The following is a 13,365-nucleotide window of genomic DNA, read 5'->3' as shown; positions in this document are numbered from 1 at the left end:
AGCTTTTCACATACATATTATCAGGAGGGAAAAAAGATGGCAAAATATACAATCGTTGATAAAGATACTTGTATCGCATGTGGTGCTTGCGGCGCTGCTGCACCAGACATTTATGATTATGATGATGAAGGTATTGCATTTGTAACGTTAGACGATAACCAAGGTATCGTTGAAATTCCAGATGTATTAATTGAAGATATGATGGATGCATTCGAAGGTTGTCCAACTGACTCAATTAAAGTTGCTGATGAATCATTTGATGGCGACTCTTTAAAATTCGAATAGTCTTTTATTAACTTCAAAAAATATCCCTCATTCATATGAGGGATATTTTTTGTTTTCTATTTTCATTCTACTTAATAAAAAACCACTAGTAGTTCCATACTACTAATGGTTTTATTTTATATTTTATGCATTTTTCATTTTTGCAAACACCCATACTTTCAGGCGTGAGAATAACGCTACAAATACAATTGTCACAACAATTCCTTTAATCAAATTAAATGGTAAGATTGCCGTTACAACCGTTGTTCTTATAGCCTCGCTAGACATAGCTGGTGAATTTAAAAACCAAGTGTAAGCCGGGAATATAATGATGTAATTTAATACACTCATAATGAGCGCCATTGTAATTGTCCCTAGCATTAATCCTGTCGTTAAACTCTTAACAGTACGATACTTTCTAAATAAGAAAGCTGCCGGTCCAATAAATAAACATCCTGCAATAAAGTTAGCAATTTCTCCAACTGGCACTCCCGTTAAACTCCCTTGAATTCCGTAATGTAAAATATTCTTTATCGCCTCTACAATTATCCCTGCAACTGGCCCGAAAATAATTGCTGCAATTAGAGCTGGTACATCACTAAAATCAATTTTTAAAAATGGCGGAAGCCCTGGAAACGGGAAATCCAACATCATCAGTAAATATGCAATACTACTTAGCATCGCTACACTCACCATCTGCACTACACTGTTTTTTTGTTTCATCTTTCTCTCTCCTTTTCCATCGATCTTCTCATGGAAAGTGGAAAGGTTCTGCTATGCCTACTTTTTCATAGAACGAAAAAACCCTTTGTGTTTTACACAAAGGGAGAATTTAAGGCACATCAAACAGACGTTCAAATCCATATCTTTTTTGAACGCTTGAACCTCCATCTTCTCCCATCCAGACTATACTGTCGGCTTTGGAATCACACCAAATCCTGCCTTAACGGCTCGCGGGCTTAGAACAAAATCACATATAGTTCATCACCGCCGGTCGGGATTTTCACCCTGCCCCGAAGATAGACCGATATTCTATTTTCCACTTTATTATACAACAACATAATCGTATTGTGAACAAAAAAAGTGTAACTTATTAAAAATAAGTTATTAATTTTATATAATTAAAACCAATCACTATATTTTACAATACACCCCAGATTTTTTAGTATTCGGCATTTCCCCTATGAATCCCCTAGTCATATATAATGAAAAGTGATAAGATGTTGAATTGTTAAGATAAGAACATTTTCTGGATTATGGAGGAAATGTCATGAAAAAAGAAAAGAGACACTCTATTCGAGAAGCAATGAAAAAAAACTTAAGAAAAGAATACTTTTACTTAAAAAAAGAATTACTTTTCTACTGTCCAATTGATTTAGGCACATTCTCAAGCGAGACATACTATGCTGCTTTCGATGAAGATGGCATCAGTATTTATCAGTATGATAAAAAAACAGAGAGTAAATTAAAACTGTGTGAGCGTCACCCATGGAAAAGTTGGAATAAAGTGAAGGTGGATCATTATTTGACAACTTCTCAATTTATTTTTCAAGGTGAGCGAAACTGGATATTATCCCTTTTTCAAAAAGGAAAAGAAGCTCAAAAAATAATTGAAGAGCACACATCTTTACAAACTGAAGTTGTTTCCCGTTCTTTCTTAAAAAAACTTCCAGGGTTCCGTTCTAATGCACCGTTGAATAAATACATCGGCAGCATTTGCTACACTGCACTTATTGCATTTTTATTAAAATGGATGATTCCATTTCAAGCACCACAAATCGCCCTGTACTCCATTTCAATCGGTTGTATGCTTCTTGGTTTACTTTGTTTGACAATCGGTTTAATTGAACCGACTATTGTACTATTTCGAACGAACGAAAAAACAAGAACGAAAGTATTTTACTTATATAGCTACTTAGCTATTTCTGGATTTATATGTGTCTTTATTTTTTGGTAAAAAAAAGAGCTAGTTTAACTAGCTCTTTTTTTACTTTACGTATAATTGTTGATTTGGATAAATCCGATCTTGCTGCAGTCCATTTTTATCTTTAACTTCCTTAACTGACATACTAAATTTCCGTGCAATACTAACTAAAGTGTCCCCTTTTTGGACGACATATAAGGATGAGGAAACAACTTCATTTCTCTGTTCATTTAGAACTAGCAATGGATTCATCGCATTCTTTTTCGCCATCGTCCATCTTCCTTGATGAACTTCTAAATGTAAGTGTGCACCTCTCGATTCTCCTGTATTTCCTACTTCTCCAATTATTTCTCCTTTTGAAATATAATCCCCTTGAACTACATATCTCTTATTTAAATGCGCATACACAGCCTCATATTCTCCATGTTTAATAAATACAACGTTTCCATAACTACTTGAATAATAAGACTTTGTTACCTTACCTTCTTGAATAGCTGCCACAGGCGTGCCAATCGGTGCTGCTATATCTATACCGTAGTGTTTTCCATGCCTTGTCCCAAAATAATCACTTATCTGCCCTTCAACAGGCCATGTCCATTGATTTCCCTCTGCGTACACATGTAATTGAGATAAAAACAATACCGTCAATAACATGACGCCACATTTTAACACTTTCATATACATCCTCCGTTTTCTAATTAACACCATACCTTCTCTTATTTTGGTATATTACAGAAAAAAGTATACAAAAAAAGAAAGTGAATCACTCCACTTCCTTCTCGTTTTTATCACGAAAAACGATTGCACTGCGATTATACTCCACATCTTTTACTTGTAATCGAGCGTTTATTACTCTAGCTACCGCAAACAAATAATCAGATAATCTATTTACATACTTTAGAACAACTTCATTTATTTTCCCTTCTTTTTGCAAGGACACTACACATCGTTCTGCTCGCCTTACAACTGTACGTGCAATATGAATAGCAGCTGCCGCTTCGCTTCCACCTGGTAAAATAAAACGCTCTAACGGCGGTGCTTCTTCTATATACGAATCAATCCCTCTTTCTAAGCTTTCAACCATTTCAACCGTTACTTTATAAGGAATTTTCCCCTCTACTATCGCCAAGTCTCCCCCGCAATCAAATAGTTCATGTTGAATATTTTCAAGTTCATTGTAAATATCCCCAAAAGATCCGCCTTGTAGCTTAGTCATTGCATATCCAATATGAGAATTCGCCTCATCTATCGTGCCATATGCTTCAACTCGGATATTATCTTTATCCACTCTGCCGCCTATTACACTTGTTGTCCCTTTATCTCCTGTTTTCGTATATAATTTCATCGCTTCACGACACCCCTCTTGCTATTCTTCATTCGAATAAGATAGAAAAAAGTTCTACTATTATTTATTTAATTGATTTTACAAAAAAATAAAAAACAGTAGAACTTTATTCATTATCAACTTTAAAAACGTATATCTAAATTATACGATTCGGTAAATATACAGAGAATGTAGTTCCCTCTCCAACAACACTTGAAACAGCAATTTTACCATCATGGCCTTGCACAATATTTTTTGCAATCGCAAGCCCGAGCCCCGTTCCACCTTTTTTCCCACGTGTTCTTGCTTTATCAGCTTTGTAGAAACGATCAAATAAAAATGGAATATCTTCTTCTGGAATACCAGCGCCCGAATCTTGTACTTCAAAAGTAAGACCATTATTTTTCGTATTAATTACAAGCGTTACATGTCCGCCTGCATTCGTATGACGAATTGCGTTATCAATTAAATTCGTCAATACTTGTTCCATACGATCTGCATCAAACGGGTATTGTTCAATTGGATTCTGGAAATCAACCGTTAATGCGACTTCTTTATCCTTTGCAATTCCTTGGAATTTACGACCTATTTTTTCAACGAAAGGATGAATATCAACTTCACCTATATGTAACTCTACATTACCACTTTCCATACGCGCTAAATCTAATAGTTCATTTACAAGTTTACCTAAACGAACGGATTCATCATAAATAATTTGAACAAACTCATTAATTTCTTCTTTCGTTTGCACAATATCATCTAAAATCGCTTCACTATACCCTTGAAGCATTACCATCGGTGTACGAAGTTCATGTGATACGTTCGCAATAAAGTCTTGACGCATCTTCTCAAGACGGCGTTCTTCCGTCATATCACGTAGTACAGCTACAGCGCCACGAATTTTCGTTTGGTTGTAAAGCGGCGTCATAAGAACTACATAGTTCCCTTTTTGTAAATTAATTTCAACCACTTGTTGTTGTTCACTTTCTACAACGAGATGGAATAGTTCAACAAGTTCAGAAGGTAGTTTTTTACTGAGCTCTACTTCCTTTTCCTCTTGCCAAACTTGTAAGAAATGTTCAGCCGGCGGATTAATTACAACGACTTCACCTTCTTGATTTAACGTAATAACCCCATCTGCCATACTACTTAAAATACTAGCTAACTGTTCTTTTTCTTGCTGCAGGGCATTCATATTAAACTTCAACTGTTTCCCCATTTGATTTAAGGCCGTTGCAAGCTCACCAATCTCATCCTGAGATACCATAGGTGCTTTCGCATCAAACTTCCCACGCGCGACCTCAAAAGCAACCTCACGCATTTTACGGAGTGGTGCTGTAATTCGAGTAGATAAGAAGAATGCAAAGAACGTTGTTAATATAATCGCAATCCCTGCTGATAAGAATATAAAATCAGTCGTTCTCTCCATACCTTGTATCGGTACTTGTAAAGATTCGTATACGAACACTGCACTTTGATTTTTTGAATGCACTGGTTTTCCGACAATCATAATATCATTTTCAGTGTTTTTATTCTTTCTACTATTAGAGGCTTTTCTAATGTTATTCTTAATTTCTTTTTTGTCTGTAAAAACAGCCGCTAATTCTTTGTCTTCTTTCAAATCATCCATTGTAAGAGTGACTAATCCTTCTTGTTTCGGCGAAGAAGATATTTCTTTACCATCTTCTACAATAATGATCCTTGAAAGTGGATCAGAGAATTTGTACGCGATATTCTCAATCGTTTTTACATCGGCACCTTCTTCAATTAACTCTGAAACACTTGTTGCAACTTTTTGAAGCCTAGCTTCACTCATATCAACATAATATGTTCTAAAAAACTGTGAAAGTAAAATCGCAACAAATCCGAGCACAAACGAAACGAGAAGCAATATGGTCATCCATAACTTCCCTACTACACTTCTCCAAAGCATCAGTCGTTCACAACCTCAAATTTGTAACCTACGCCCCAAACGGTAACAATCATCTTCGCAGCATCTGGTGATTTTTTGCTTAACTTCTCACGTAAACGCTTTACATGCGTATCAACTGTACGTAAATCTCCGAAGAATTCATATTGCCATACTTCTTTTAACAATTGCTCACGATCAAATACCTTATCAGGCGCTTTCGCTAAGAATAATAGTAATTCGTACTCTTTCGGTGTTAAGTTTACTTCATTACCATCTGCTGTAACACGGTGTGCATCATTATCAATTGTTAAATGAGGGAACACAGTAACATCTTTTGTCGTTGTATCTTGTGTAAAGAACGTTGTTGGTACAGAACGGCGTAAGACCGCTTTCACACGAAGCACTACTTCACGTGGGCTAAATGGTTTCACAATATAATCATCAGTTCCTACCTCAAACCCTTGTACTCGGTTTACTTCTTCACCCTTCGCTGTCAACATAATAATCGGCGTCGCTTTCTTCTCACGAACCCCTTTACACACTTCAATACCATCTTTACCTGGCATCATAAGATCTAATAGGATTAAATCGTAATCATTTTGTAACGCCATTTCTAAAGCTGTATCACCATTGTCCGCTTCTTCAATTGTGTATTGTTCTCTTTCTAAATACATTTTCAACAAACGACGAATACGATCCTCATCGTCTACAATTAAAATTCTTGATTCATTTTCCATTTCTACCCGTTGCGTACTTTTACCACAACGGTTTACACCTACCCTTCTACACTAGTATGTTGCGCTATTCTCGTTTATTTAAGCAATCTTCTAAATGTTTCACTTCCCATATTATGCTTCACAAGAATAATAAAGTTTGTTCAATTTTTTTCCAAAACTATGTATTTTTTTTGAACAGGATATAATGTCCTCGACATCATTTTACAAAATCAACCGCTACTTTGTCATGTTTTTCTCAAAAAAGAAGAAAAGTTGACAAAAATAAAATAGGAAAGTGACATTCACTCTCCTATTTTATTTCTCTATGCGTATGAATGTAAACCCGCGATAATTAAGTTTACTACAATAAAGTTAAACATAATGATTGCAAAACCAATTACCGCTAACCACGCTGACTTCTCTCCGTGCCACCCTTTTGATAAACGTAAATGTAATACCGCCGCATAAAAAAGCCAAGTAATAAGCGCCCAAACCTCTTTTGGATCCCAACCCCAAAAACGTGTCCACGCTATTTGAGCCCAAATCATGGCAAAAATTAATGCACCTAATGTGAAAACCGGGAATCCAATTGCAATAGAACGATATCCGATTTCATCCAGTAAATCACTATTTGTATTCTTTACTAACGGCTGAAGTGCTGCCGATACTCGTTTGCGTAAAACAAGTCTTAATACAATATAAAGTAATGTCCCAACTAACACTGACCAAATAACAGTATTTAATTTTTTCGCATTTACAATCGCTGGAACTTCAACTGTCGGTTCTAATTTATTTTCTGTCAATAACTTTCCTTCGTGCGGTCCTACTAAAGCTGGAAGATTGTACTTCATTTCCACTTGTTGTTCATTTTTATCAACCCATTGAAACTTCGCTTCATATTTCATACTAGAAAATAACGTTGTCACTCCAATAAAACCAACTGTACAAACAAGTGTGAACACTACCGTTTCTAACCAAAATGTACGTTTGCTTCTCGTTGATTGGTCTACATTTTTCAATAAATACATAACGCCCGTAATAAAACTAATTGCTAAAATTGCTTGTCCTGCTGCTGCAGTCGTCACGTGAATATGCAACCAATTACTTTTTAAAGAAGGAATAAGCGGAGATATTTCCCTCGGAAACATACTTGCATAGGCAATTAATAAAAGTGCAACTGGTAATGCAAAAAGTCCGATTATACTTACGCGATACATAAAATACATAACAATAAATGCTCCGACAAGCATCATGCCGAAAAATGTACCGAATTCAAAAAAGTTACTAACTGGTGCATGTCCTGATGCAATCCATCTTGTAACAAAATATACTGTTTGTGCAATAAACCCTAAAATTGTAATCGTTATTCCTATATTTGCCCATTTATGACCTTTTTCTTTAATTGCTCCCCCGAAAAATAGAGTTGCAATTAAATATAAAATAAATGCGGTAAAGAGAAAGTTACTACTTATTTGCACCATATCGTTTCCCCACCTTAACTAATTTTTTTATCCACTACTTTATCGCTTGGCTGCGGAATTGCCGTACCTTCTAGTACTCTTTCAATATCTTTCTTTAAACCGAACCAATTTTTATTCGTGTGTCCTGCAATCCACCATTCATCATTAACGCGTTGTATCCAAATACGACGATGATTCCAATACATCCCTTGAATGACACCAACCATAAATATAAATCCTCCAATACCGAGAATCCAAAGCGTTAAATCTTTCCTTACAGTAAGTGCTGTTGCATTTTGCATTTCCACACCTGCAAACGACATTTTATATTTATTATTTCCATCAGGTTCTATATTTTGCTGAATACCAACAAAACTCACTTCACCATCTGGTGTTTCAGGCGTAAACATTTTAAACACAAATGCAGGGTTGTTTGGTAATTTCGTTTTCGTATTTGGTCTTCCACTCTCATCAAAATAAAAGTCAGGGAAATAGCTTAATAGTTCTAAAGAATAACCATTTCCTAAATCAAATTTTTCTGTAGGATTCGTTAAATCAACTTTGATCGGTCCCCACTTTTGATTATTTTCTTTGTTTTGCAAATGGAATGACATGCTTTTAAATTCACTTTCTTTGTAATCCACTTGATATATAGCAAATTGATCAAATTTCAGCGGTTCATTCACTCGAATTTCCGCTTCTTTTACTTTTTCTAATTTCGGTTTTTGTCCTGCTATATTTTCGCCGACCGCTTTATATAATACAGCATTCGTTTGGAAGTTTTTCGCAATCATTTTATCGCCTACACGATCAATCGCTTCATCAAAAACTTCCTTGTCCTTACTTTTATCATAAACTTCCTTAATAAATTTCTCGTTTTTTAAATAGTATTGACCATCCGTTCCTGGTATTTCTTTCGTTTCACCGTCACGTAACCAAAGGGCTTCGTCTACGTACATACTCGGTAAAAAACGGAGCATTGCACCGAATAAAAAGATAATGAGACCAATATGATTCACATATGGACCCCAGCGTGAAAACCGTCCCTTTTCCGCCAAAATATTTCCGTCTTCCACTTTCACGTTATAGTTTCTTTTCTTTAAATTCTTTTGCACTCTTTCAAGATCACCATCTTGCGGTGTACCAGTACCGTATAATCTTTGTCTCTTTAAAAAGCTAGGGTGTCTTTTCACCCCTTGCTTCTTTAAAGCTTTATAAAGTGGAATGACACGGTCTAAGCTACATATCACAAGTGAAATACCAATTGAAGCAATTAAAATCATATACCACCATGAACCGTATAAATTATTAAATCCTAATTGATAGTATAATTGCCCTAAAAATCCGTATTCTTGCTTATAATATTCAGCTGGTGCAATTCCTGGAGTTATGTACATTTCTTGTGGAAAAATAGTTCCTATCGCTGATGCAGCTAAAGTGATTACAATGAGCCATACACCCACTTTTACAGAAGAGAAAAAGCTCCAAATTTTATCGACTATCGTTTTTGTTTGCGTGAGAGATCTCCGAGCACTCCCCTCATAGCGCATATCCAATAGTTTTATATTTTCATTGCTTTCAAATGGTTTCCCACATGCTTCACAAAAAACAGTTCCTATCGGATTAACGTGTCCACATTCACACTTAATTTCTTTCAACACTCTCACCGCCCCTATATCTATATGTACTATTGTATATTCTACCCTCAAGTTACCGCAATACTCAGAATTTTTAAATCAAAGACGCTATAGGTAAGCGCCTCGTATGTAAAGGCTTTCTTTATTACGGAGTAATTTTCTTTAAATACTCTTCCAATTGTTCTATCGTTTGTTCACCTTTAATCTCTTGAATCACCTTACCATCCTTATCAATCAAGAAGCTTGTTGGTAACGGTATTACTCCATACGTTTTTATAATTTCTCCACCTTTATCAATTGCGACTGGGAACTTAAGATCGTATTGTTTCACAAAATTCTTAACAGCAATATCCGTTTCATCTGCATCTAACGCAATAATTTCAACGCCTTTTTCTTTATACTTTGGATATAATTCGTTCATATAAGGCATTTCTTTTTCACACGGTTTACACCAAGTGCCCCAAAAGTTTAAAAATATACCTTTTCCCTTTAAATCTTTTAATTCAATTTTCTTTCCTTCTAAATCTGTTACAACAAAATTAGGTGCTTCTTTTCCGATTTGCATTTTCTCTTCTTTAGTGAAATATCCTTGATAAAGTGTAAATCCTACAGCACCGCATAAAATGAGTAGAATCATAACGCGAAATAATAAGCGATTTTTTTTCATATTGTCTCCCCTCTCTTCGACGAGTGATAAATATATGTATTTTTTAATAAATCACCAGCGGAGCATTCCACTGGTGAAAGTTTCACACTATCGATTAGCGCGGCTTTGTAGAAGCCAATGCACGTAATTGTTTCACCTCATGTGGTGACAATTCTCTCGCATCACCAGGTCGCAAGCTACCCACTTCTAAAAAGGCGTAGCGTTCACGCTTTAGTTTCACTACTTTACAATCTAACGCTTCAAACATGCGGCGTACTTGACGATTACGTCCTTCATGAATCGTTAATTGTACAATCGCAGTCTCTTTACGCTTGTCCCAAGAAATAATTTTCACTTGTGCTGGTGCTGTTTTCCCATCTTCTAATGCAACACCTCGTTCTAACATGCGAATTTTCTCACCTGTTAATGGCCCTTTAATTTTTGCAACATACGTTTTTTCAACTTTATATCTTGGATGCATTAATACATTTGCAAATTCCCCATCATTTGTCATCAATAATACGCCAGACGTATCATAATCTAAGCGTCCGATTGGGAATAAACGTTGTCTAATTTCAGGGAAAAAGTCTGTTACAACACTTCTTCCTTTATCATCTGATACACTTGAAATTACGCCAGTTGGTTTATATAGTAAAAAATAAACAGGTTCTTCTTTTTCAAGAGGGATGTTATTTACTTCTACTTTATCTTGAGGAGTTACTTTCGTTCCTAACTCCTTCACTATTTTTCCATTCACTTTTACTTTTCCTTGCTGAATTAATTCCTCAGCCTTTCTTCTCGATGCAATACCTGCTTGCGCAATCACTTTTTGTAATCGTTCCATTTCTTTTTTTCACCTCGAATTTATCTTACCTTACATTAGAAAGACTTGGCAACCGCATACGCTTGACGGCCATTCGCTTCATCTTACTTAAACAACATAGCGATGATAATAAACATATAAAGGGCAAATCATGTTTTTACCTTTTATTATTGTCCATATTCTTCATATTGCTCACAATAAAAGTTCATCATTTTGTCAAAAATACCACATAAAAAAACCACTATTAAGCAACACCTTAATAGTGGTCGTATACGTATTATAAGCGAAATAGCATAAAAAATGAATAGCCGCCTTACTTAAACATTAAAGAAACAAACACAATTGAACAAATAATCCCGATTAAATCGGCAAAAAGTCCTACTTTTAATGCATCTCCCATTTTTCTAATTCCAACAGCTCCGAAGTATACTGTTAAAATATAAAAAGTCGTATCTGTACTCCCTTGCATCGTAGAAGCCAATCTTCCAATAAACGAGTCTGGCCCATATGTGGCAATTAAATCGGTCGTAATACTTAAACCAGCAGAGCCTGAAATAGGGCGTATAAGTGCTAGTGGAACAATTTCTGCTGGGACATGAATTAAATCTAACATCGGCTTCATTACTGATATCATTGCATCTAACGCTCCAGACGCCCGAAAAATCGAAATAGATACAAGCATTCCAACCATAAACGGTAAAATAGAGATCGCAATTTGAATCCCTTCTTTTCCCCCCTCAACGAACGATTCATACGTCGGCACTTTCTTTATCGTGCCATATAAAAGGATAAAACCGATTACACAAGGGATTACCCATAATGATATCGTATTGACAATACTCATTTTTTCCGCCCCTTCCTACTCCTTCTTCGGTAAAAATAGCGGTCAATCCAAATCGCTCCGATCATAGAGAGTACTTGTGCAATGAATGTTACCCCAACAATTTCAGTAGGATTCGCTGATTCATACGTCATTCGAATCGAAATGACAGTAGTAGGAATTAAAGTAATCGCTGATGTATTTAATGCGAGAAACGTCACCATAGAACGGCTCGCCGAATCCTTCCCTCCATTTAACTCTTTCAATTGTTCCATCGCTTTAATACCAAGAGGGGTTGCTGCATTACCTAACCCAAAAAAGTTCGCCATCATATTCGATAAAATAAATCCCATTGACGGATGATCTTTCGGTATTTCTGGAAACAACCTTTTTACTATCGGCATAAAAAGTGACACTAACTTTTTTAACAACCCTGCTTCCTCTGCAATTTTCATTAAACCGAGCCAAAATACTAATACACTAATAAGTCCTATACAAATTGTTACTGCATCTTTTGCTCCGTCAAATACGGCTTTATTTATTGCTTCCATCGTTCCATTTATCATGGCATATACAATCCCTATGACTGCCATCGCTACCCATACGAGATTAACCATCGCTCCCAACACCTATCATATGAGAAAAAATTTCTTTCACATTATTCCAATACATTCCCGTTGTAGCTACTAACTTTCGTTTACTATAAAATAAATTCCGTTCTCCAACTTTCTCATTGCCAACATAAATTTCCGTCTTCCCAACCTTTACTCCATCTTTAAGTTTTGCACTTTTATCAAGTTCAACTTTTAATACGACATTCTTTCTTTCCTGCTCAGTTAATGGCACCGCAAAACTATTTTTTGTATATACATGATTGGCATATTTCTTTTCAGTTATTTCAGCAAGAGCTCCTTGTCCTACAACGTTCGTTTGCTTGAAACGTTCAAAACCTTTATCAAATAAATTCATATGATCATCCCAATCGCTAGAAGCGCTCAAAGTTACGACAATTAGATCTAGTCCATCTTTTGATGCTGTTGTAACAAGTGTCCGTCCTGCTTTCTTCGTAAAACCTGTTTTTCCTCCTGTCGCAAATTCATAATAAGATGTCACGAGTTTATGTTTGTTTTTCCACGGATAATCCCACGAATCTGATTTATACGTTTTTGTCCCAAAAATCTTCTTAAAGGTTTCGTTCCCCATTGCATACTTTGTTAAAAGTGCCATATCATAGGCTGATGAATAATGGGATCCATCACCATCCAAACCATGTGGGTTTGAAAAGTGAGTATCTTTCATTCCAATTTGTTTCGCCTTTTCATTCATTAAATATACGAACCCTTCTATACTTCCTCCTACATTTTCAGCAATTACTTGTGCTGCATCATTACCAGATCTAAGCATGAGTCCGTATACTAAATCCTCTAACTTCACTTTCTGTCCAGGCTTTAAATAAATTGCTGATCCTTCTACTCTCACCGCTTCATTACTAACCGATACCATTTCTTTCATTTTTCCTGATTCAGCAGCTAACAAGGCTGTCATAATTTTTGTTATACTAGCAATTTTTTGTGGCTCATGTTCTGCTTTTCCGTATAATACACGACCGGACTGTTGCTCCATTAATACAGCATTTCGAGCACTGACATTACTGTTCATCTTTGCATATGTAGGAATTGGTATAACGCTTGCGCACATAATAAGAAGCGTGATTATTACACAAATTCGTCTCATATTTCCCCCCACGTCCTTTTGGCACTTTTTGTACAAGTGTATGCTTGGCCTTTTAAAATATGAACGAAATCTCTTTCTCCTTCTAATAAAAAAGACGCAGAGAAC

At 35.9% G+C, this 13,365-nt stretch carries 14 protein-coding genes and 1 riboswitch; of the genes, 2 read left to right on the top strand and 12 right to left on the bottom strand.

All coding sequences use genetic code 11. The features are described 5' to 3' along the window. Window positions 1-36 precede the first annotated feature (36 nt). Window positions 37-285, top strand: a complete 249-nt coding sequence (locus DM800_RS17160) for a ferredoxin (protein WP_001151994.1) — start codon at window positions 37-39, stop codon at window positions 283-285. A 123-nt stretch (window positions 286-408) separates the two neighbouring features. Here DM800_RS17160 and DM800_RS17155 read toward each other — a convergent pair whose 3' ends face one another. Next, window positions 409-987: an ECF transporter S component gene (locus tag DM800_RS17155; protein ID WP_000810851.1), complete on the bottom strand. Its 579-nt coding sequence runs from the start codon at window positions 985-987 to the stop codon at window positions 409-411. A gap of 162 nt (window positions 988-1,149) precedes the next feature. Further along, window positions 1,150-1,289: riboswitch (FMN riboswitch) on the bottom strand. Between the two features lie 245 nt (window positions 1,290-1,534). Here DM800_RS17155 and DM800_RS17150 point away from each other — a divergent pair. Beyond that, window positions 1,535-2,221: a hypothetical protein gene (locus tag DM800_RS17150; RefSeq protein WP_000711800.1), complete on the top strand. Its 687-nt coding sequence runs from the start codon at window positions 1,535-1,537 to the stop codon at window positions 2,219-2,221. A gap of 30 nt (window positions 2,222-2,251) precedes the next feature. Here DM800_RS17150 and DM800_RS17145 read toward each other — a convergent pair whose 3' ends face one another. The 11 genes from DM800_RS17145 to dacB form a co-directional block, all read right to left on the bottom strand. Further along, window positions 2,252-2,866: a peptidoglycan DD-metalloendopeptidase family protein gene (locus DM800_RS17145; protein ID WP_000866129.1), complete on the bottom strand. Its 615-nt coding sequence runs from the start codon at window positions 2,864-2,866 to the stop codon at window positions 2,252-2,254. A gap of 85 nt (window positions 2,867-2,951) precedes the next feature. Further along, a complete protein-coding gene (locus tag DM800_RS17140; RefSeq protein WP_147787247.1) occupies window positions 2,952-3,533 on the bottom strand; it encodes a cob(I)yrinic acid a,c-diamide adenosyltransferase in 582 nt (193 codons plus the stop codon). A 136-nt stretch (window positions 3,534-3,669) separates the two neighbouring features. Then, entirely contained in the window at window positions 3,670-5,445 is a 1,776-nt protein-coding gene (gene resE, locus DM800_RS17135) for a sensor histidine kinase ResE (RefSeq protein WP_000964666.1), read from the bottom strand. Next, complete coding sequence (gene resD, locus DM800_RS17130) at window positions 5,445-6,161, bottom strand: DNA-binding response regulator ResD (protein WP_000426862.1); 717 nt, start codon at window positions 6,159-6,161, stop codon at window positions 5,445-5,447. Before resD ends, resE begins: the two co-directional genes overlap by 1 nt. A gap of 302 nt (window positions 6,162-6,463) precedes the next feature. Next, on the bottom strand, window positions 6,464-7,621 hold the full coding sequence (gene resC, locus DM800_RS17125; RefSeq protein WP_087985530.1) for a cytochrome c biogenesis protein ResC: 1,158 nt from the start codon (window positions 7,619-7,621) through the stop codon (window positions 6,464-6,466). Window positions 7,622-7,635: 14 nt separating this feature from the next. Further along, complete coding sequence (gene resB, locus DM800_RS17120) at window positions 7,636-9,261, bottom strand: cytochrome c biogenesis protein ResB (protein ID WP_098047363.1); 1,626 nt, start codon at window positions 9,259-9,261, stop codon at window positions 7,636-7,638. Window positions 9,262-9,382: 121 nt separating this feature from the next. Further along, window positions 9,383-9,904, bottom strand: coding sequence for a thiol-disulfide oxidoreductase ResA (gene resA, locus DM800_RS17115; RefSeq protein ID WP_147787246.1), 522 nt, complete (start codon window positions 9,902-9,904; stop codon window positions 9,383-9,385). A 94-nt stretch (window positions 9,905-9,998) separates the two neighbouring features. After that, a complete protein-coding gene (gene rluB / locus DM800_RS17110) occupies window positions 9,999-10,727 on the bottom strand; it encodes a 23S rRNA pseudouridine(2605) synthase RluB (protein WP_000440552.1) in 729 nt (242 codons plus the stop codon). Between the two features lie 292 nt (window positions 10,728-11,019). Beyond that, window positions 11,020-11,550, bottom strand: coding sequence for a spore maturation protein SpmB (gene spmB, locus DM800_RS17105; protein WP_000029511.1), 531 nt, complete (start codon window positions 11,548-11,550; stop codon window positions 11,020-11,022). After that, on the bottom strand, window positions 11,547-12,143 hold the full coding sequence (gene spmA, locus DM800_RS17100) for a spore maturation protein SpmA (RefSeq protein WP_000247806.1): 597 nt from the start codon (window positions 12,141-12,143) through the stop codon (window positions 11,547-11,549). Before spmA ends, spmB begins: the two co-directional genes overlap by 4 nt. Then, window positions 12,136-13,260: a D-alanyl-D-alanine carboxypeptidase DacB gene (gene dacB, locus DM800_RS17095; protein ID WP_116443083.1), complete on the bottom strand. Its 1,125-nt coding sequence runs from the start codon at window positions 13,258-13,260 to the stop codon at window positions 12,136-12,138. The genes spmA and dacB overlap by 8 nt, the downstream gene beginning before the upstream one ends. Window positions 13,261-13,365 lie beyond the last annotated feature (105 nt).

The organism is Bacillus sp. AY18-3 (assembly GCF_008042305.1).
Taxonomy (GTDB): Bacteria; Bacillota; Bacilli; order Bacillales; family Bacillaceae_G; genus Bacillus_A; species Bacillus_A wiedmannii.
This window is presented reverse-complemented; position numbering and strand designations above follow the sequence as displayed.

What these genes read in the sequence shown, in the direction of transcription:
- DM800_RS17160 (WP_001151994.1), top strand. Translation starts at nt 37, where the DNA reads ATGGCAAAATATACAATCGTTGATAAAGATACTTGTATCGCATGTGGT.
- DM800_RS17155 (WP_000810851.1), bottom strand. Translation starts at nt 987, where the DNA reads ATGAAACAAAAAAACAGTGTAGTGCAGATGGTGAGTGTAGCGATGCTA.
- DM800_RS17150 (WP_000711800.1), top strand. Translation starts at nt 1,535, where the DNA reads ATGAAAAAAGAAAAGAGACACTCTATTCGAGAAGCAATGAAAAAAAAC.
- DM800_RS17145 (WP_000866129.1), bottom strand. Translation starts at nt 2,866, where the DNA reads ATGAAAGTGTTAAAATGTGGCGTCATGTTATTGACGGTATTGTTTTTA.
- DM800_RS17140 (WP_147787247.1), bottom strand. Translation starts at nt 3,533, where the DNA reads ATGAAATTATATACGAAAACAGGAGATAAAGGGACAACAAGTGTAATA.
- resE (WP_000964666.1), bottom strand. Translation starts at nt 5,445, where the DNA reads ATGCTTTGGAGAAGTGTAGTAGGGAAGTTATGGATGACCATATTGCTT.
- resD (WP_000426862.1), bottom strand. Translation starts at nt 6,161, where the DNA reads ATGGAAAATGAATCAAGAATTTTAATTGTAGACGATGAGGATCGTATT.
- resC (WP_087985530.1), bottom strand. Translation starts at nt 7,621, where the DNA reads ATGGTGCAAATAAGTAGTAACTTTCTCTTTACCGCATTTATTTTATAT.
- resA (WP_147787246.1), bottom strand. Translation starts at nt 9,904, where the DNA reads ATGAAAAAAAATCGCTTATTATTTCGCGTTATGATTCTACTCATTTTA.
- rluB (WP_000440552.1), bottom strand. Translation starts at nt 10,727, where the DNA reads ATGGAACGATTACAAAAAGTGATTGCGCAAGCAGGTATTGCATCGAGA.
- spmB (WP_000029511.1), bottom strand. Translation starts at nt 11,550, where the DNA reads ATGAGTATTGTCAATACGATATCATTATGGGTAATCCCTTGTGTAATC.
- spmA (WP_000247806.1), bottom strand. Translation starts at nt 12,143, where the DNA reads ATGGTTAATCTCGTATGGGTAGCGATGGCAGTCATAGGGATTGTATAT.
- dacB (WP_116443083.1), bottom strand. Translation starts at nt 13,260, where the DNA reads ATGAGACGAATTTGTGTAATAATCACGCTTCTTATTATGTGCGCAAGC.